Source organism: Bacillus sp. Marseille-P3661 (assembly GCF_900240995.1).
In the GTDB taxonomy this organism is placed as follows: domain Bacteria; phylum Bacillota; class Bacilli; order Bacillales; family Bacillaceae_J; genus OESV01.
Window position 1 is genome coordinate 1,054,265 of record NZ_LT965953.1, and the last position, 19,921, is coordinate 1,074,185.

24 protein-coding genes are annotated in these 19,921 nt (G+C 34.5%); 19 read left to right on the plus strand and 5 right to left on the minus strand.

The features are described 5' to 3' along the window. The first annotated feature begins 39 nt into the window (after positions 1–39). Both C1724_RS04905 and C1724_RS04910 read left to right on the plus strand, forming a co-directional pair. Positions 40–1,227 (plus strand): M14 family metallopeptidase, encoded by a 1,188-nt coding sequence (locus tag C1724_RS04905; protein WP_102345596.1) that lies wholly within the window; start codon positions 40–42, stop codon positions 1,225–1,227. A gap of 205 nt (positions 1,228–1,432) precedes the next feature. Next, positions 1,433–2,551 carry a hypothetical protein gene (locus tag C1724_RS04910; RefSeq protein WP_102345597.1) on the plus strand — a complete coding sequence of 373 codons (1,119 nt, stop codon included), beginning with the start codon at positions 1,433–1,435 and terminating at the stop codon, positions 2,549–2,551. A gap of 181 nt (positions 2,552–2,732) precedes the next feature. Here the strand turns inward: C1724_RS04910 and C1724_RS04915 are convergent, their stop codons facing one another. Then, complete coding sequence (locus C1724_RS04915; RefSeq protein ID WP_102345598.1) at positions 2,733–2,918, minus strand: DUF2759 domain-containing protein; 186 nt, start codon at positions 2,916–2,918, stop codon at positions 2,733–2,735. A 250-nt stretch (positions 2,919–3,168) separates the two neighbouring features. Here C1724_RS04915 and C1724_RS04920 point away from each other — a divergent pair, with 250 nt between their 5' ends. Continuing rightward, positions 3,169–3,804: an MBL fold metallo-hydrolase gene (locus C1724_RS04920; RefSeq protein ID WP_102346739.1), complete on the plus strand. Its 636-nt coding sequence runs from the start codon at positions 3,169–3,171 to the stop codon at positions 3,802–3,804. 163 nt (positions 3,805–3,967) lie between these two features. After that, positions 3,968–5,086 carry a class I SAM-dependent methyltransferase gene (locus C1724_RS04925; RefSeq protein ID WP_258000357.1) on the plus strand — a complete coding sequence of 373 codons (1,119 nt, stop codon included), beginning with the start codon at positions 3,968–3,970 and terminating at the stop codon, positions 5,084–5,086. Between the two features lie 109 nt (positions 5,087–5,195). Here the strand turns inward: C1724_RS04925 and C1724_RS04930 are convergent, their stop codons facing one another. After that, positions 5,196–5,441: a DUF2626 family protein gene (locus C1724_RS04930; RefSeq protein WP_102345599.1), complete on the minus strand. Its 246-nt coding sequence runs from the start codon at positions 5,439–5,441 to the stop codon at positions 5,196–5,198. A gap of 158 nt (positions 5,442–5,599) precedes the next feature. Further along, a complete protein-coding gene (locus C1724_RS04935; RefSeq protein ID WP_102345600.1) occupies positions 5,600–6,298 on the minus strand; it encodes a helix-turn-helix transcriptional regulator in 699 nt (232 codons plus the stop codon). Positions 6,299–6,560: 262 nt separating this feature from the next. Between C1724_RS04935 and comGA the strand changes: the two genes are divergently transcribed. The 15 genes from comGA to C1724_RS05010 all read left to right on the plus strand — a co-directional run bounded on the left by comGA (position 6,561) and on the right by C1724_RS05010 (position 17,392). Next, on the plus strand, positions 6,561–7,625 hold the full coding sequence (gene comGA / locus C1724_RS04940; protein WP_102346741.1) for a competence type IV pilus ATPase ComGA: 1,065 nt from the start codon (positions 6,561–6,563) through the stop codon (positions 7,623–7,625). Then, positions 7,612–8,655: a competence type IV pilus assembly protein ComGB gene (gene comGB, locus C1724_RS04945; protein ID WP_102345601.1), complete on the plus strand. Its 1,044-nt coding sequence runs from the start codon at positions 7,612–7,614 to the stop codon at positions 8,653–8,655. Before comGA ends, comGB begins: the two co-directional genes overlap by 14 nt. A 75-nt stretch (positions 8,656–8,730) precedes the next feature. Continuing rightward, positions 8,731–9,042, plus strand: coding sequence for a competence type IV pilus major pilin ComGC (gene comGC / locus C1724_RS04950; RefSeq protein WP_102345602.1), 312 nt, complete (start codon positions 8,731–8,733; stop codon positions 9,040–9,042). Between the two features lie 2 nt (positions 9,043–9,044). Further along, entirely contained in the window at positions 9,045–9,488 is a 444-nt protein-coding gene (comGD, locus tag C1724_RS04955; RefSeq protein ID WP_102345603.1) for a competence type IV pilus minor pilin ComGD, read from the plus strand. Beyond that, a complete protein-coding gene (locus C1724_RS04960) occupies positions 9,472–9,804 on the plus strand; it encodes a type II secretion system protein (protein WP_102345604.1) in 333 nt (110 codons plus the stop codon). The genes comGD and C1724_RS04960 overlap by 17 nt, the downstream gene beginning before the upstream one ends. Before the next feature lie 28 nt (positions 9,805–9,832). After that, complete coding sequence (locus tag C1724_RS25435; protein WP_180994121.1) at positions 9,833–10,222, plus strand: ComGF family competence protein; 390 nt, start codon at positions 9,833–9,835, stop codon at positions 10,220–10,222. 96 nt (positions 10,223–10,318) lie between these two features. After that, positions 10,319–10,708, plus strand: a complete 390-nt coding sequence (gene comGG, locus C1724_RS04970) for a competence type IV pilus minor pilin ComGG (protein WP_180994122.1) — start codon at positions 10,319–10,321, stop codon at positions 10,706–10,708. 90 nt (positions 10,709–10,798) lie between these two features. After that, entirely contained in the window at positions 10,799–10,984 is a 186-nt protein-coding gene (locus C1724_RS04975) for a YqzE family protein (RefSeq protein ID WP_102345607.1), read from the plus strand. A gap of 108 nt (positions 10,985–11,092) precedes the next feature. Beyond that, positions 11,093–12,148 carry a GTP 3',8-cyclase MoaA gene (gene moaA / locus C1724_RS04980; protein ID WP_102345608.1) on the plus strand — a complete coding sequence of 352 codons (1,056 nt, stop codon included), beginning with the start codon at positions 11,093–11,095 and terminating at the stop codon, positions 12,146–12,148. Between the two features lie 184 nt (positions 12,149–12,332). Next, positions 12,333–12,527, plus strand: a complete 195-nt coding sequence (gene tatA / locus C1724_RS04985) for a twin-arginine translocase TatA/TatE family subunit (RefSeq protein WP_102345609.1) — start codon at positions 12,333–12,335, stop codon at positions 12,525–12,527. A gap of 313 nt (positions 12,528–12,840) precedes the next feature. Then, positions 12,841–13,437 (plus strand): 4Fe-4S dicluster domain-containing protein, encoded by a 597-nt coding sequence (locus tag C1724_RS04990; protein ID WP_102345610.1) that lies wholly within the window; start codon positions 12,841–12,843, stop codon positions 13,435–13,437. A gap of 57 nt (positions 13,438–13,494) precedes the next feature. Continuing rightward, positions 13,495–16,047 carry a nitrate reductase catalytic subunit NapA gene (gene napA, locus C1724_RS04995; RefSeq protein WP_102345611.1) on the plus strand — a complete coding sequence of 851 codons (2,553 nt, stop codon included), beginning with the start codon at positions 13,495–13,497 and terminating at the stop codon, positions 16,045–16,047. A 12-nt stretch (positions 16,048–16,059) separates the two neighbouring features. After that, a complete protein-coding gene (locus C1724_RS05000) occupies positions 16,060–16,482 on the plus strand; it encodes a nitrate reductase cytochrome c-type subunit (protein ID WP_102345612.1) in 423 nt (140 codons plus the stop codon). Between the two features lie 75 nt (positions 16,483–16,557). After that, positions 16,558–16,821: a chaperone NapD gene (locus tag C1724_RS05005; protein WP_102345613.1), complete on the plus strand. Its 264-nt coding sequence runs from the start codon at positions 16,558–16,560 to the stop codon at positions 16,819–16,821. Position 16,822: 1 nt separating this feature from the next. Continuing rightward, positions 16,823–17,392 (plus strand): 4Fe-4S dicluster domain-containing protein, encoded by a 570-nt coding sequence (locus C1724_RS05010; RefSeq protein ID WP_102345614.1) that lies wholly within the window; start codon positions 16,823–16,825, stop codon positions 17,390–17,392. Between the two features lie 70 nt (positions 17,393–17,462). Here C1724_RS05010 and C1724_RS05015 read toward each other — a convergent pair whose 3' ends face one another. Then, positions 17,463–18,254 (minus strand): YqhG family protein, encoded by a 792-nt coding sequence (locus tag C1724_RS05015; RefSeq protein WP_102345615.1) that lies wholly within the window; start codon positions 18,252–18,254, stop codon positions 17,463–17,465. Next, positions 18,232–19,917, minus strand: coding sequence for a DEAD/DEAH box helicase (locus tag C1724_RS05020; RefSeq protein ID WP_102345616.1), 1,686 nt, complete (start codon positions 19,915–19,917; stop codon positions 18,232–18,234). The genes C1724_RS05015 and C1724_RS05020 overlap by 23 nt, the downstream gene beginning before the upstream one ends. Positions 19,918–19,921 lie beyond the last annotated feature (4 nt).

Below are 19,921 nucleotides of genomic sequence, written 5' to 3' on the forward strand. Positions count from 1 at the left end.
CATAAATTATTAATAGTAATTGTTGGGAGGTGTTTTGGAATGAAGTTGAAAGGTCGGGCTGGTGATTCTTTTAAATATTATAGCCAGATTTTTGGTGTTCCACTACCGTTAATTATTGATTCTAATCCACATTTAACACCGAGCAGTAATTTTCAGGATGAAGAGATATTCATACCTGGTTATGTTACTGGCCATCATGATATAAAGGAAACTGAGACGATTTGGAGTATAGCGAAATCGTATAATATATCCGTGGATGCTATTGAAATAGTAAACGGCTTTGTTGACTTATCACATTCACTAAAGCGGGAGATTGTTATACCTCTAAAACTTGCTAAACCAATTGTTCAAGCTCAAAAAAATTATGATTATAAGTCCTTGATTGATGATATTAATCGTTTATGTGAGATTTATCCATTTATGAAGAAAAATGTGGTTGGGAATTCTACTCTAAATAAAGAGATACATGAACTGATTATTGGTGATGGCAAAAAACTAGTACACATGAATGGCTCATTTCATGCAAATGAGTGGATTACGACAGCTATGTTAATGACTTTGTTGAATGACTACTTGTTGTCCTTGACCAATCAAACCACATTAAATGGAATAGAAACAGCAGAACTTTACCAAACGACCACTTTATCCGTTGTTCCTATGGTTAATCCCGATGGAGTAGATCTAGTATTAAATGGACCGCCTAATGATCCTTATTATAATCAATATGTGTTAGAGTTAAATAAAGGTAATCGAGATTTTAGTAATTGGAAAGCTAATATTAGAGGTGTAGATTTAAATAACCAATTTCCGGCATTGTGGGAATTGGAGAAACCCCGTAAGCCGCAAGCACCTTCACCAAGAGACTACCCTGGAGATAAGCCTTTGTCAGAACCGGAATCAATTGCAATGGCAAATTTAACGCATAAAAGGCAATTTGACCGAGTTTTAGCTTTCCATACTCAATGTAAGGAAATTTATTGGGGTTTTGCTCAAAGGGAACCGGAATATGCAGAAACAATTGTTAAGGAGTTTGCTAAAGTAAGTGGATATCAACCAATACGAAATTTAGATAGTTATGCCGGATATAAGGATTGGTTTATTTATGTATGGGAGAAGCCGGGCTACACAATTGAACTTGGGGAAGGTGTAAATCCGTTACCAATCAGTCAGTTTCCGGAAATCTATCATGACTGTATCGGAATATTTTTAGCAGGTCTGTATATGTAAGCTGTCAATATGACAGCTTTTCTTTTTCAATTCAACTTACATAGTAAAAATAGTTGTGTTAAATTTAATTTAACAAGGTATTATAACTAATTTTGTTAAAGCAGATTTGTAGTTCTGTATGTGTGCGTGTTTCTCTAATTTTGCATATTGTATTCTTGATAGCCACCATTCATAATCAAAGTAAGACCATTCTTGAGGTGAAATAATGAAAAAGGCTCTAATTATAGTTGTATGTATTTTCATCGTTGGTTGTACATCACCCCGTGAAGTGGTTAACGAAGCCCCCCCCTCAAAGGTAAAACTTGTTAAGAAAAACAGTATATCCAAGCACTTTATTGAAGAAGGCTCCATTAAAGGTATTTCAATGAATAAAGGGGAGTTTTATGGAGTTAACGAATGGTATAATAACCATACGATCATCTATTCGGTTGGAGATAATGGAATTACATCTTTATATCTACACAATATTCATACAGGTCAAAAGGATCTGTTTTATCAAACAGAAAATTTTTTAATTAGTATAAAAGCAAATAATGACAATAGTCGATTTGCCGTACACACGGTTGAGAATAGTGGAAAAGCAAACTTAACAATACTAGATAGTTTAGGGAATATTGTATATTCATGGTCAGAGCTTGTAGATGAAATTCAATATAGATGGAATCCGTATAAATCAGACGAAGTTATCCTAACCACCTTTTTACCTTTTTTACAATTTGAAGTAATTGCAATTGATATTAATAATGGTGAAAGCAGACAAATTCCTGTTAAGAATCCATTTGTCCAATGGATTAATGAAAGTAAAATAGGCTATCTAAATTGGAATCAAAATGAGCCGAGTATTTACGCACCACTTTATATTGTAGACCTTAATACATCAGTTGAACAAATATGGATTGAGAAATGTATTATGTTTTTTTCACTTTATAATACAGTTGTTACAATTTCAGTAGACGAAGATAAATTAGATCACTCCTTATATTCTTTTTATGATGGAGAAACAGGGAATAAAATAAAAGATATATATATCCCTATTTTGAATACCTTTTCAGAGGCTTGGTGGATACCAAGCTATGACTTCGATAGAAATCGAAAACTGTTTTACTATCTGGAACCAAAATATGCAGCAGATATAAGTGAATATAATGAAGGTTATCAGTTAAAGACTATCTCCATACATGAAGATAAAACAGAGGTACTAACTACAGTTGAAAATAATGTACCAATTAAGCTATCACCAGATGGTAGTTATTTATTAATGGGACAACAGCTTGAACAAATTATTCAACTCTCTAGTAAACAAGTCTTAAATTTATTAGAGTAATAAAGACTTCATAATGAGTGGTTACCCGGTTAAGGTCTGTAGCTATCATTAGATTAGAAGATAACGTCGTACAATAACTTGATAAAACCAAATAAACTTAAAAAAGGCATTGTAGTTTCTAAAGCTACAATGCCTTTTTGGAAATAATATAAATTTGGAGCTGGTAAAATTGCACTTTTTATTAATGACCAGCAGGAATTCCATGTCCGCCTAGCACGCCGATTATAGTCATTACTGTAAACCAGCCGAATACAAGTACAGAAGCTGCCGACATAGCAGTAGCTAGGAAATTCTTGTTTTTCAAAGAGCGTAAAGTACCAGCTATACATAGCAGTGTAACTAATGCAAAAGTTATTATAACACCCACAATTCTACCCCCTTACAAAATAATAGTCATAATATGCCCAATTTCTTAGCGAATAATTGTGCATTCTTATTATGTAATTAAGATATTAATACATCTGTAGATTATTTTAATCGTTTTCTATTGTTTTGTCGAGGGCAAAAATAAGGCGGTTGTGTTAATATTCTTCTAGGTAGTGGATCTTTATAGGAAATCCTATCCAAATAGTGTAAAATATAATGGAATAGAGTAAATGGAGGTTAGTATCGTGAAAATCAATTGGAGACAAATGCCATTGGGGGCTCTTCAAACAAATGCGTATATTATTGAAAATGAAAATAAGGAATGTATTATTATAGATCCTGGTAGTGAAGCAAAACGTTTTATTAGAAAAATTGAAGAAAAAGAATTAAATCCATTAGCGGTTCTATTAACACATGCCCATTTTGATCATATAGGAGCAGTAGACGATGTAAGAGATAAATGGAATATCCCAGTTTACATACATGAAAAAGAACAAGATTGGTTAACAGAGCCATCTTTAAATGGTTCGAAACACTTTGGACTTAAAGAGGTAATAAAAGCTCGCTCAGCTGATCATCTAATAGTAAAGGAAGAGACATTAGTGCTTGGAACTTTTAGTTTTAAGGTATTTGAAACACCTGGACACTCTCCTGGAAGTGTGAGTTATTATTTAGAGAATGAATCGGTCGTTTTTTCGGGTGATGCATTGTTTGCTAGAAGTATAGGTAGAACTGATTTACGTGGTGGCTCGCATAAACAATTAATCGAAAGCATCCATACAAGGTTACTAGTATTGCCTGAAGAAACAATAGTAGCACCTGGTCATGGTCCAACTTCAACGATTGGAATTGAAATGAATGAAAATCCTTTTTTAAACGGATTTTAAAAATAAAAGAAAAAAACCCTTTCAGCGAAAGGGTTTTTTTGGGGGTATGTTTTAAATTGTTCAAATGGGATGGGAATTATTAAAAGCTACAAGTAAACTATATTATAAATTAAACACTATGTCAATAGTGTTTATTGAAAAGGGATGGATAATATTGAAAGAAATGATAGTGAAGCTAATACGAGAATCACCAAACTTTAGCATAAGCTATGCACAATATATGGAAATGGCTTTATATCACCCAGTGAATGGTTATTATATGAAAGATCGAGCGAAAATCGGTAAAAGTGGTGACTTTTATACAACTAGTAATGTACATGCTGTGTTTGGTAAACTATTATGTCGTGTTTTTGCTCAATTAGTGGAGAAAAACTATTTGCCACCGGTTATTTGTGAAATCGGAGCAGGTACTGGTAAGCTGGCAAATTCAATTATAGAAGAATGGAAAAATAATTTCCCAGATAGTTTTAATGAAATGGAGTATCTAATTGTTGAATCGAGTCCGTACCACTTAGCTCAACAAAAGGAACAAATTAAATGTATCAATAAAGTTCAACAATATGAAACAATCTCAGCGCTTATTGATCAAAGAAGTAAGTTAACAGGGATTATGTTTTCAAACGAATTATTTGATGCATTTCCTGTACATGTTGTTCAACAAGTTCAAGGAGAGATTAATGAGGTTCGAATTAGTTTGGATAGTCAACAAAATTTAATCGAAGTGTTCGAAGTGTGTTCCAATGATGAAATACTAAATTGGTTAAAACAAAGCGGATTACAAATACCGGAAGGGCATCGAATCGAAATACCTTTGGCGATGACAAAGTGGATTTATGAGACAAAACATTGGTTTGATAAAGGTATTATGTTTACCATTGATTATGGATACACAAATGATGAAGTTGTTAAAGGATATCATTCTGAAGGCAGTTTAAGGGGCTATTTTCAACATCAGCTGATAAAAAATCCCCTTCTCCATTCTGGAGAGATGGATCTAACGACACATGTACACTTGGACGCGATAATAAAAATTGGAGAAAAAGTCGGGTTAGAATATGTTAAAATGTTAAAGCAAAATCAATTTCTATATCGTGCTGGAATTATGCAATATCTTCAAGATACATATGACCCAAATCCATTTTCAGAAATCAGTAAACAAAATCGTGCGATTCGTACACTATTGTCCGATACTGATATAAGTTCAAGTTTCACAGTGATTATTCAGCAAAAGAAGCTAGATTTATCAATAACGGATATTCTAACTTATGATGCTTTCAATTAATCGCTATATATAGTAAATAAAAAAAAGACGGTGCAACTTAAAATTGCATCGTCTTCTTTCATGCTAATAGGTTAAATTACGGCCTATATATGTAACCATACTTTTTAGATTAATGACCGCCTGATCCTAATGGCATCATAAACGTAGTCCAGTATGTGAAGCCGATGAAGAAAAGTGTTAAAAAGGCTCCAAATATATAGACATACATACGCTCAGATAATTTTAAGAATCCTACGGCTAAAAGAAATCCTGTGATCCCTAAAAATAAGAGAGATGTAGTGGGCATATGCCCTAAGTAGAACATAATACTGAATATGGCAGTCCAAAACGCCATAACGCGATACATGTTACCCATTATGTATCCCCTCCTTTACATCAACATACCAATCAAAAGGCGAGTAAATAATTACTCTACCTATTATAATGGACAAATTGGGTGGTGTAAATGACTGAAGAAAGTTATTTTGTCAAAACCAATCAGATCAATTACCAATTTGTCCAAGTTATTATTTACTATTTCTCATCAATTAAAGCTAAATAGTTACAAGAGCTACAGCCTTTTAACATATTCTCTTCTTCAATCAATTCCACGTTATCAAATAATGTGTCGAACATACCGTTTATAAAAACAAAGTGCATTTTACATACTGTGCCTTCATCTTTAACAGCAATTTCCTTAAAAGGACAGTTGAATATTTTGAAGTAAATTTTTGTTTGATCAGAATTATGATCAAAGTCAGGGTAAAATCCTAACAAGCCAGCTGCGTCCTTTAGAAGATTAAATTTGTCATCAAAAGTTAGCGGATTATCATTGTTTCTCTTAAGTTCCTTTTCAATTATTTCTTTTCCAAATTTCTTTCCAGTTTCCATTAATGCTTGTTCACCGATGTCTCCAAGGGACATAAGGGTTTCAATTGCTATTTTTGATAGTAACTGGTAATCACGGAAAGGAAAGTTAAGCTGGATTACATCGTCTGATAAACGATATAATCTACTAGGTCTTCCACCTTTACCTGTTTTTTTAGTTTCAGATATCAACATGTTTACATCTTCCAGTTTCGTAAGATGTAATCTTGCAACATTCGGGTGAATGTTAAATGAATCTGCAATATCTTGTACGGTTACTTCACTATGGTATTTAGTGATATATTGATAAATTGAGAACCTTGTAGGATCTGATAATACGTTTGTTATTTTTAAGGTTTGTTCCAACCAAATTCACCCCTAGCCTAATAGTACTACAACCATTATAGTATAGTTTATTGTACATTGGAATTGTACATTGGAATGATTTCTATAGTAGAAACTAAATTGTCCTAATTTGGTCACATTTAAAATATGAAAAGGAAAAAATCAGGTTTGTACTGTGTTATATGAATTATATTTAATTAAAAATAAAAAAATAGACGAAGAAAGAAGGTGTTTGTCGATTGGTGCAGAATATATAAATCAACAAAAGAAGGAAGGTGATACATTGGGTGTTATAGAGACTCGCGCAGATACGTTGCTTAAAGTTGCCACGTCATTTAAGGCTTCTGATGTACATGTTGTGCCACGACAAAACGATGCATTGATTCAGTTTAGAATTCAACACAAGCTACTACCAGTAGAGACATTATCCAAAAATGTTTGTGAAAAACTCATTTCCCACTTCAAATTTCTAGCAGGGATGGACATCGGAGAAAAACGAAGGCCGCAAAATGGTTCGATTCAGTTAACTGTTGGTCAAAACCCTGTAAGTTTACGTCTTTCAACACTGCCCACTATTTTCCAGGAAAGTTTGGTTATCCGAATTTTGCCCCAAAATGAGAAAACTTCTTTATCTACATTGTCTTTATTTCCGCAAGCTATTCAAAAACTATTCTCTTTAACATTAAATTCAACTGGTTTGATAATCTTAACAGGTCCAACAGGTTCTGGAAAGACAACTACGCTTTATTCACTTTTACATGCTGCTCAACAAACATTGGACTGTAATATTATTACATTAGAAGACCCTATTGAAAAACAAATTGATACTGGATGTATCCAAGTACAAGTCAATGAAAAAGCCGGGATTACATATGCAGTCGGACTTAAAGCCATTTTAAGACATGATCCTGACATTATCATGGTAGGAGAAATCCGGGATGAAGAAACAGCAAAGGCAGCTATTAGGGCCGGTTTAACTGGACATCTTGTTCTATCAACTATGCATACAAAGGATGCGAGAGGAGCTATATATCGTTTGATGGACCTTGGCATACCAATCAAGGATATCGAACAAACACTGGTTTGTGCTACTGCACAACGACTTGTAAATTTAAAGTGTCCGTACTGTAAAGATGGGTGTTCCCCATATTGTTTGCAATTAAGGAAAGTTAATCGGTTAAGTATATATGAGATGTTATATGGCAGTAATTTACATGGGGTTATAAAAGAAGCAAAAGGTGAAAAAGCAATCTATAACTATCGCACACTCCTTGATTTAAAAAAGAAAGGAATTGCGCTTGGCTATTTATCTGATGAATGTATAGGAGAACACTATGTGGAAGAGTAATCGTGGGAAGTGGCCAGTTAAAGATCAAGCTATTTTTTTAAAACGCTTAAGTTACCTATTGCAAAAGGGGTATACTCTTTCAACAGCTATAGAATTTTTAAAGCTATATCAATCGCGAAATAGGAAGGATGATTTAGAATTAATAGTATTAAATTTAAAACAAGGAACACCTTTTTTCGACGTATTGAGTTTCTTAGGCTTTTCTAGTGATGCGCTCAGTTATATATTCTTCGCAGTAAAGCATGGAGACTTAGAAACCGGTCTATTACAAGCAGGTGAATTCCTTGATAAAAAAATCGCGTATAAAAATAAATTAGTAGCTGTAATGCGTTATCCATTATTTTTATTAGTTTTTGTAGGCATTCTTTTAGCAATAATGCAGGACATTTTATTACAACAATTTATAAGTCTACAAGAGTCTATTGATGATCTTCCTCAGTCTCGAATTATTAATACCGCGATGCTACTTCAATTAGATTTTGCACAGATTTCGCTCGCCATTCTCATTTTTTCTTTATTTTTATTTACCTTTTACTGGTTTTATTTTAGAAGAAAGCAACCAATTGAAAAGCAACTTTTCCTTTGTAAATTACCAGTTCTTCGTAAAATTACTAGCAAATACAACACATACTTTTTTTCTTTTCACCTTGGGACGCTGTTAGGAAGTGGTTTATCTATAAATGATGCACTTTCAGTTTTCGAAGAGCAAGATCATCTATTATTTTTTAATGCGGAATCAAAGAGAATAAGAAAATTTTTACTCGAGGGTGAACAGCTAGAAAAAATCTTAAAAGTTACTCCTTACTATGAAGATGAGCTTTCGACAATTATTATTCATGGTCAGGCTAATGGGCTGCTAGTGAATGAACTATTAGATTATAGCCAAATTGTGATTGACCGATTAGAGGGATCATTTAAATTATGGCTCCGTTTATTACAACCTATGGTTATTATTTTTGTAGGATTACTCGTTATTCTTATGTATTTAGCTATTATGCTGCCCTTATACGGAATGATGCAAACGTTATAATCTAGTTGTTGAGTATTTGGGCTAAAGGTAATAAAGGTAAACCAAAAATAGATTAGTAGATGGAGGAAGAAAATTATGAAGAAACAGGATGGTTTTACATTAGTAGAAATGATGGTTGTACTTATGGTTATTTCAACACTACTGCTCGTTACGATTCCAAATGTGACAAAAAATAATACAGTCGTTAAGGATAAAGGATGTGAAGCGCTAGTAAAGTTAGTTGAGGCACAGATTCAAGCTTATGAGATTGAAAAGGGAGAAACAATAACGGATCTGCAACCTCTTGTGGATGGCAACTATATAAAATCACTTAAATGTCCAAATGGGGATGAACTAAGATATATAGGCAATGAAGTAACTTCTGCACCTCCTCTATCTGAGGGATAATTATGAAAATTAGTCGTGAAAAAGGATTTACTTTACTGGAAACAATCGTTGTTTTTTCTCTATTTTGTATAGTCATTAGCATTACGTTAATTTCTTTACAACCTCTATATCGCCAAATTAAAATTGACCATTTCATTGAACAGCTCCAAACTGATGTTTTATATGCAAAAATATATTCAATAAGTCATCACACCAATGTTAATATATCATTTTTTCCTACTCAAAATAAATATTATGTGTATACCGGTGGTATTCAAAACAATATAGTTAGCAGGCAGTATTCCTCAGAGATAGATTTACAATTTGCTACTTTACCTACAATTGTAAGGTTCACTTATAATGGAAACATCATTCAATCAGGACGTATGTATATTAAATACCATGGAGACATGTACTCAGTAGTGTTTTTATTTGGAAAGGGGCTAACATATGTTAGTAAATTGTAAGGGTTTCTCCCTTGTAGAAGTGTTGGTTTCGTTTGCTTTGTTTCTCATGGTTACGTCATTTATAGTCCCGATTTTTATGAATGTATCTCAAGAGCGATACTTTCTTGATTATAAAAGAGATGCACTCCTATTGTTGCACAATGAAAAAGAAACATATTTATATGATAAGAAGGTTCTTCAAGCTAAAGACCTACTCAGTGGAAACAAACAATTCCATTTTACAGCAGAGAGAAAGGGAAACCTTGTTGAATTATGTATTTTTTGGGAGGCGTTTTTATCTGAACAAGGCCAAACATGTACATTCGTTAAACCGTAAGATAGGTGAATTAGAAAAGGGTTTTACAATGTTAGAATTCCTATTTAGTTTCTCTATTTTTTTATTACTAGTTACTTTCTTTCCGATTGTGATTGGGTTAATGGCAGATCAAAAAGATAACTCAGCATTTGAAATAGATATTTTCTATGAGCATTTGCGGATGGAAATTGTTACAGCAAAAGGACTGGAGGTTAACAATAATACTTTGATATTGATAATGGGGGACGCTAGTAAGGTGAGCTATGAATTATATGATAGCAGTATCCGTAGAAGGGTAAATGGGGCTGGTAATGAAATATTAATACAAAGAGTGGATCATGTTTCATATGAGTTAGTCAGCAACGGGGTTATTATTTCAATTACACAAGATCATAAAGCTAAGAAAAAAAGACTTTCATTGGCTCCAATTCTTATATAAAAATTTATGGTGAAGTTGGAAATATAGAGGAACTATCCAGTTCCTCTATATTTAATGTTAATTGCTAATACAAAACAAAGTAAGGTGGTGAAAGAATTGGTTCCGCAACTAAATCAAAATGGGATGATATATCCATTAGCAATTGTGTTTAGTATAATCATTCCATTTTTTGTATTAAGTACAATTGATCAGTATAAAGCCGAATTGCTTTTCTTAGAAGAGCAAGAGGAATTGCTCCAGCTTCAAAGTATTACCCAGTTAGGATTAATTGACATAGTTTCTATACTTGATAACACTCCAATTACAACGACGATTACGGGTAATTTTATTTACCCAAATGGTAATATTATGTACTCGCTTGAAATGTATGATATTGATTCCGTTATTATTCAAGCAAAGGCAATTACTTTAAAAAAAAGACAAAATAATATTATTACAATTATTAGAATTACGGATAAACATATAGAAAAATGGGTAGAAGGATAATGTAGTTAAATGAGTTACGGTGTGTATGTCTATGTATTAAAAAGTTGTAAAAGGGGATGCTAATTTTTATGTATAGGTGGTGTGTGCTAAATGTCTTCGAATGATTATATTAAGTATATGACAGAACAATTTGTAAAATATGCAAATAGCTCAAAAGAAGAAAGAATTAATCAAAAGAGAATTAAGAAATCTGAACAAGGTCCATTTTTATCCAGAATGTTCGGAATTATCCCTTTAGCAATTATGTTAATTGTAAATCAAAGAAAGAAAAAATAGATATAGTATTGAAATCTTGAGGAGATTATTTTCATTTATTTGAAATTAATGATCAATTGGAGCTTTTTTCTTTTTACAGGGTGTTACTAATGTGATAGAGTTTTGTTAATGAGATTAGTAGGAGTGATAATTTTGACCTCTAAAACTACACAATTGCTTGACACTTTAGAACGCCCATTAAGAGATTTAAGAATTTCTGTTATAGATCAATGTAATTTTCGCTGTAATTATTGTATGCCTGCTGAAGTTTTTGGAGAAGATTATGCTTTTCTTCCACAACAGGAATTACTCTCATTTGACGAAATAGATCGACTAACAAGAGCATTTGCGCAATTAGGTGTTGAAAAGATCCGTTTAACAGGTGGAGAACCCCTTCTTCGCAAGGACTTACCAACATTAATCGAAAGGTTAAATTCAATAGAGGGTATAAATGATATTGCGTTAACGACAAACGGAGTGCATCTTCCGAAACATGCTGTTGCCTTGAAAAAAGCGGGATTAAATCGTGTGAATATAAGTCTTGACGCGCTTAACGATAAGCTGTTTGGAAGTATAAATGGTCGAAATGTTCAAGTGAAAGCCGTTTTAAAAGGGATTGAGGCCGCCCAGGATGCTGGTTTGTTTATTAAAATTAATATGGTTGTAAAAAAAGGTATGAATGATGATCAAATCTTGCCTATGGCACGCTTTTTTAAAGAGAAAAACATTACTTTGAGATTCATTGAATTTATGGATGTAGGAAATACCAATGGTTGGAATTTAGAACAAGTAGTTTCAAAAAAGGACATAGTAGAAAAGATAGCTGCAGAAATCCCAGTTGAACCTATTGATCCAAATTACTTTGGTGAGGTTGCTAGTAGATACCGCTATCTTGATTCTGACGCAGAGTTTGGAGTTATTTCATCTGTTACAGATTCCTTCTGTTCTTCTTGTACAAGAGCAAGGCTTTCTGCTGATGGTAAATTATATACATGTTTATTTGCAGAAAAAGGATTTGATCTTCGAAAACTTATCAGAGACGGAGTTACAGATGAACTGCTATTAAAATCAGTTAGTCATCAATGGACATATAGGAAGGATCGTTATTCTGATGAACGTAAAGAACATACGGTAAATAACTCAAAAAGAAAAAGTAAAATTGAAATGTCATATATTGGTGGTTAATATTAGGTTTATTTTGTACTTCATATACCTGATATTTTCGTAAAAGAAACCATTTATATTGAATTGAATTTCAACATATTGTCACTATTATTGTGAAAAATATCACTGTTAAAATTAGAAGTTTTTGATAAAATGGCGTTGCATCATAGAAACTGTTATCAAGTACGTTCGGGAGGATGAAACAATGTTAACAAATATTGGTATTCCAGGGTTGATCCTCATTTTACTATTAGCACTTATTGTTTTTGGACCAAAAAAACTACCTGAAATCGGGAAGGCTACTGGTCAAACCTTAAGAGAGTTTAAAAATTCTGCACGCGAATTAACTAAGGATGATTCAGTAGATGAAAAAGATAAAATTATTGAAAATAAAAGCTAATAAGGTCTTTAATAATCTTTAGACCTCCGTAGCTACCAAAGACCTCAAAAAACACAAGGAACTCCTTGTGTTTTTTTTTATGTCTATTTTTTCATTTTATTAAAAAAGGAAAGTGATCTTAGTCACAAAAGTGTCATTATATAACGGTTTAATATGTGACATTTATCACACTTCTTAAAGAGTTGCTTGGAATATACTCTCAATTAAAGATCGATCTTTTAAACACTGTTTACAACAAGAATTTGAATACTACATAGATCTAAGTTTTCAAAAACTTGTGTGGATTTTAATATCTAAGGGAGCGGGGAGTGGTATGAAAGGACTAAGCCTACTCAGGGTATTAATTGGTGGTTTCGCTGCCTATGAGTTACTTAACATGATGAAACCTGGCAGCAAATCTGCTTTACGTCCCCCAGGAGCTGTAGATGAAGACGAGTTTCTTGCACTATGCGTCCGCTGTGGAAAATGTAATCTAGCATGTCCTTACGATAGTATCAAAATGGGGAAAGAAGATTTTGGTCTTGGATTAGGTACCCCTTATATTGATGCTAGAGATATACCTTGCATGCTTTGTGCTGACTTTCCATGCGTAGCTGTTTGTCCAACTGAGGCTTTATCTGGAATTGAAAAAAAAGAAGATGTCAAAATGGGGATTGCTGTTATAAATGAGAAAACGTGTATTGCATATCAGGGTATGCGTTGCGAAGTTTGTTATCGAGTATGTCCACTTATTGATGAAGCGATTATGATTAAATACCATTTAAGGCCAGGTGACAATACTCATGCTATATTTGCACCGGTAATAAATCCGGAAAAATGCGTAGGATGTGGAATCTGTGTGCAACGTTGCGTAATGGACAACCCTCTGCCTATAAAGATAAAGCCTCGTGAGGTTCAGGAACTATTTTAGAGTTTGATGTTGTTTTTTCATAAATTTTAATCCGATAGGATAAAGGGAGGATTAGCAATGAATTTAACAAGACGAAGTTTGCTAAAAGCAACAGCCATTTCTGCAGCGCTTGCTGCCGCTGGATGTTCTTCTAAAAAATCCAATGCACCGGCACCAGAAGAAGAAATAGCAGTACAACAGGTAGAGAGTATTGAACCGGAAGAATGGAAAAGTACAGTATGTCGTTTTTGTGGTACAGGGTGTGGAGTTCTTGTTGGAACGAAAAATGGGAAAGTTGTTGCTGCTAAAGGCGATCCAGATAACCGGTCAAGTCGTGGGTTAAATTGTATTAAAGGTTACTATGTTGCTAAAATCCTATTTGGAAAAGACCGTCTAACAAAACCGTTAATTCGTGAAGATAATAGTAAAAAAGGAACGATGGAAGGATTTCGCGAAGCTTCATGGGAGGAAGCTCTAGAAATAGTATCGAAAAAGCTGAAAGAAAACTGGGAAAAGGATCCAAAGTCCATTGCATTCTGGGGTTCAGGACAACAAACAATAATGGATGGCTATGTTTCTGTTAAGTTTTGGAAAGCAGGTCTGTTGAATAATAATATTGATCCAAATGCGCGTTTATGTATGGCCAGTGCAGTTGTAGGTTTTATGACTACATTCCAATCTGACGAACCAATGGGATCCTATAAAGATTTAGACTTAGCAGATGTATTTGTTACTTGGGGAGCAAATATGGGAGAGATGCATCCAGTTTTATACTCTCGCTTAACAGCGCGTAAATTAAGCGGAACAAATGTTAAGCATTACGATTTAACAACACGTGAATCACGGACAAGTGAAACTGCTGACAAGTTAATGGTGTTTAAACCTCAAAGTGACTTGGCGATTGCGAATGCAATTATCAATTATTTAATCCAAAATGAAAAATATGATAAAAAGTTCGTTGAAACACATTGTCAATTTAAGGCTGGTACCGAGAACTTAGGACACTCATTAAAAGATGACTATGATGTAACAGAACCCGGTGCATCTTCTGGTAAAGCCTGGACCATTACCTTTGATGAGTTAAAAGAAAAGGTTAGCTACTATACACTAGAAAAGGCAGAAGAGATTTCTGGTGTTCCAGCGGCCGATATTGAAGCTTTAGCAATGGAATTTGCAGATCCAAGTAAGAAAGTTATGTCCCTCTGGACTATGGGTGTTAACCAGCATACCCGCGGTACTTGGATGAATAATCTTATATACGATATTCACCTATTAACCGGGAAGATCAGTAAACCCGGAAGCGGTCCATTCTCGTTAACAGGTCAGCCAAGTGCATGTGGTACTGCGCGTGAGGTTGGCGTATTTAGTCACCGCTTGCCAGCCGATATGACAGTGGATAACCCGGATCATCGCCGTTATACAGAATTAGTATGGAAGGTGCCAGAAGGCTATTTAGATGCGATTGAAAAACCTGGTTTCCATACGATTAAAATGTTCCGTGAGCTAGGGAAAGGCAATGTTAAGTTCCTCTGGAGTATGTCTAATAACTGGGGTCAAACATTACCGAAATTAAATCGTTTCCGTGGCAATGATCCAGACGGAAAAGGTGTCCTTGATGCATTTATCGTTGTCTCGGAAGTTTATCCAACTAGGTCAACTGAATTAGCTAACGTTGTTTTCCCAGCTGCAATGTGGGTTGAACGGGAAGGTCAATTTGGAAATGCTGAACGACGGACAAGTATTTTTGAGAAATGTGCAGAGCCACCAGGTGAAGCCAAGTGGGATATTTGGGCACTTATTCAAGTAGCAAAACGGGTGTTAGATGGTAAGAAAATTGGTGATCAAGATGCATTTGATACTTTATTTGGGTTCATTTGGGATAAAGAAAAGAATGATTTAATTGCTGATCAGCACGAAGTAAATAGCAGATTATGGGCTGAGTATCGTTCATTTACAAACCCACATGAAAGTGATAATCCAAAGATTCAAGAATTAGGCAAAAAGTTAAAGTTAAAGGCTAAACAAATGGCACCATATGAGGAGTATTTCAAGCAACATGGAATTTGCTGGCCTGTTCGTGAAGTAAATGGTCAATGGATTGAAACTAACTGGCGCTATGCACATGGTAAACAAGAAGAAGGTTTTGACCAATATGGTGTAGAGGAGTTTGGTGAAGTAGGGAAATACGATAACATTGATTTCTATAAATCAGCTGATCACAAGCCAACTGTATTTTTCCGTCCTTTTGAGGATGCAGCTGAAATTCCTGATGAAGAGTATCCATTGTGGTTAAATACAGGCCGTGTGTTAGAACATTGGCACAGTGGTTCCATGACACGTCGTGTTCCAGAATTACACAGAGCTGTTCCTGAGGCACTTTGTGAAATCCATCCTGACACTGCTGCTGAATTAGGTGTTAAAGAAGGCGATTGGGTGAAAGTAGTTTCTAGGCGCGGTGAATGCAAGATAAAAGCAACTATGCAAGGCCGAGGAAAACCGCCTAAGAATATGGTATATGTCCCATTTTTTGCGGAAGAAACTTTAATTAATTTAGTCACACTAGATGCTTATTGTCCGCTATCAAAGCAGCCAGATTATAAAAAATGTGCTGTTAAAATTGTAAAGGCGTAGGAGGGGATTTACGTGAGAGGAAAAGAGTTACTTTATGTTCTTGCTTTTCTACTTGTAATAATCACTGCAGTTGGGTGTTCACAGACTGGAACTTCTGAAGATGCTGCACCCGAAGAGGTTCCTGCTACAGAAAAGCCACAAGCAGTAACAGCTGAAACAGTACCACAACTTGACACAGAAGGACGTGAACAATCATCCACAATGGTTTTATTAAATGCACCACCAACTATGCCAAATGATCACGGTTCTTTTTGGAATGGAGAATTGAGACAAGAAAGCTGTTTAGTATGTCATGCAACACCTGAAACTGGGGCACCGCAGCCAACAGCAGATCATTACTACAATAGTGAACCAGGTGGAGAAATATTCCGCGATTCTTGTATCCAATGCCATGCAACACAAAATGATACAAAGCCAGCATTTAATGCCCAATAGAAGTGTTTATCATTTTGGTTTTTAGGGGGATACGATACTGCATTTGTTAAGGGAACTAAGGGAGGAATAGTCATAATGATGATTTCAGGCATCTTAATTTCAACTAAAAAAGGTCTTGCGGACAAGGTTGCGATTGAAGTAGAAAAAATAACCGGTGTAGAGGTGCACCAGGTTGTAGATAATAATAAAATTGTGATTACACTAGAGCAGAAGTCTATTGAGAAAAGCTATAAAACTGGTAAAAGGCTTGAAAAAGTACCGGGTGTTTTGGGTGTGAATGTTGTATACTACAACTGTGAGGAAGCCGAAGAAGTATTAGCAGCTAAGGTTTGTTCCTAGTATGAATGATCGATTAAACCGAAGAGAGTTTTTAATGGGGAATTTTAAGTCAGTACTGGGTCTCTTCGGACAAATGATCTTACCAACTTTCGACCAAGAGCGGACATTTATCCGTCCGCCTGGAGCCCAAGACGAATTAGTGTTTCTTACTTCTTGCACTAGATGTGGGATCTGCAATGATGTTTGTCCCGTTTCAACAATTCAGTTATTTAATATTGAAAGTGGTGCCAAATTAGCGGGAACGCCATTTTTAAATCCTAATGAAATAGCTTGTACTTTCTGCTACGAATGTGTGTATAATTGTCCAACAGACGCACTAGTGATGTCGGAAATAAACAAAACACCATCAATTGGTTTAGCTAAAGTTATTAGCACAAATTGTGTAGCGTTTAAGGATGTAATGTGCGATTATTGTATAAGGTGTTGCCCAGAACCGGGTGCGCTGTCATTAGAAAGTGGAAAACCTATGGTTGATCAAAATTTGTGCACCGGTTGCGGTCAATGTGTTGTATCATGTATTCAACCCAAATCTAAAGGTTTGTATATTAAAGCAATAAGTCATAATCATTAAATCCAAATTAAATCCACGCTTTTGTGGAGGGGAATTGGTATTTCACTATTAAAAATCACAGGAAGGTTTTCTAAAAACTTTCCTGTGATAAGTAAAATAGTCCGCCGTTTATAATATTTACTTTGATTTTAGGTTTATACTGATCTTCTATAGCTTGTTTTTCTATAACATAGTTTTCAGGTTTTTCATCATTGTCCTCATAAAAATGATCTAATAAATCTTGATCTTTTTTCCATCTTATCCTAGCTTCATCTGCCCATGTATGATCATCACTTTCAATCATTTGTTTGATAACATTTTCGATTCTTAATAATCCGCTTTTCGGTTTAATTAACGGTGACAAGGTAAAACAAAAGTCTGGTATTTTAGGAGTCAATTTCTTTTTTAAGAGCTTGTTATGAAAGCGGTCCAGAATTACTCCGTTAATTAGATTAAGCCCAAGTGATATAAATAGATCTCTCTTTCGATCACACTGATATGAAATTTTAGTATTGAGAACCAACCAAGGGTGTAGTGCAACATTTTGACCGTTTGGTTTTATTAGTTCATACATACGAATAGTAGCGGCCATACGTTTGGTTGATTCAAAAATTTGGTGTAGCTGGGGTGAGCCAAAGTGAATATTCATGCCTTGAACTGTATTCGGTGCTTTATTTTGATCTGTTATTAATGTCAGTTTCATCGGTTGTGGCTGGCCACCTGTTTTTTCAACATAATGCCAATAGAAGGGGCGGTTCATGAGTTGTTTATCGAGATCAACCGTTAATTGTGCAATTAAATGTCCTTCAGATTGTTCGATAATGTCACAACCATTACTAACAAAATAACGATATAAAAAATTATGAATATCTTGCTGCTGCATTCTGGGCCTCCTCTCTACTTAAAGTTGAATGAAAATTAATTATTGAAGATAAGTTGTCCATTTTGATTTTAACTTCCCCGTCACTATCAGAATTTAATAGAATATCTTCTATCTGATTTTCAATATTCATAATATCTAATGATGTAAGAATTTCATCAAGTTCACCAATTACACGTTCAAATAAATTTATTTTTTCATAAAGTAGTTGTAGTATATACTCCTCTACCGTTCCTTTTGTAGCAAAATTATAAATCATAACATCTTTTTCTTGTCCTAGACGATGGATTCTACCGATTCTTTGTTCAATTCTCATAGGATTCCATGGTAGATCGTAATTAATGATATGGTTACAAAATTGGAGGTTGATCCCCTCTCCGCCAGCTTCAGTTGCGATTAACACTTGGACATTATTTTTGAATAATTCCTTCATCCAATCTTTTTTTCCACGTTTGAAACCACCCCTAAATGGGACAGAGGTAATGCCATGTTGTTTTAAAAACCATTGTAAATAAAGCTGTGTTGCGCGATATTCAGTAAAAATAATTACCTTATCATTAACGTTTTTTATAATTTCTAATGCTTTTTCAGCTTTAGAGTTTTTAGTAATAAGGTTTATTTTTTCAACTAACTGTTGAACGACCTGTTGAACTGCACTACTTACTAGTTCCTTTTTTAACATATTATTTAACGTGAAGAAAGCAGCCTCTCGACTGGAACATACCTCTTTTTGTAGAGTGATCAAGGAAAATTGACTTTTATTTAGATAATTATTATGTTTTAATGCTAAAACGGCATCATAAAGGTCTTGTTCTTCTTTAGATAGCGTAATAGGGACAGTTTTAACGTGGCGCTTAGTCCATTCAATATCGGTATCTCCACGTCTATTTCTGATCATTACTTTATTAATAAGCTCTTTTAGGTACTCATTATTTTCTACTTTTCTATCTTTTGCAGAAAAAGCTTTTGAAAAATTAGATTGACTTCCTAGATGGCCCGGTTTTAACAATGAAACTAAATTGAATACTTCTTCAACTTTATTTTGCACTGGTGTAGCAGTTAATAGCAGACAAAACTTTTTCTTTAGATTTTGGACAAATTCGTAGTTTTTTGTTTTGTTGTTTTTTAATTTATGCGCTTCGTCGATGATAACCATATCATAGTTTTGATTATAGATAATATCTCGATGTGGATTGCGCTTGGCAGTATCTATGGATGAGATTACGATATCACATTGCTCCCAAACATAACTTTTGCGAAAGCCAATAGCTGGAATAAAAAATTTTTGATTTAGCTCAGTTTCCCATTGTGAAACTAAGGAAGCGGGTACAAGGATTAATACTTTTTTGACTAATCCTCGAATCATATATTCTTTTAAAATAAGTCCAGCCTCTATAGTTTTTCCGAGCCCTACTTCGTCTGCTAAAATTGCTTTTCCATTCATTTGTTCAAGAACAGTTTGGGCAGCTTCGAGTTGATGGGCTAGGGGAGTTAAATGTGGTAGATGTTTTGGTGCAATCAATCCTTCAAACTCTGGGATGACCATATGTTCTTCAATTTCATAAGCAAGCTTGTATAGCTCCCAGTTGGCCCATGGCCCATCGCTTTCCACTTTTTCTAAGAAGTCTTCTTGCCATGTATGATCAAATTCGATATCAACATGCATGGAA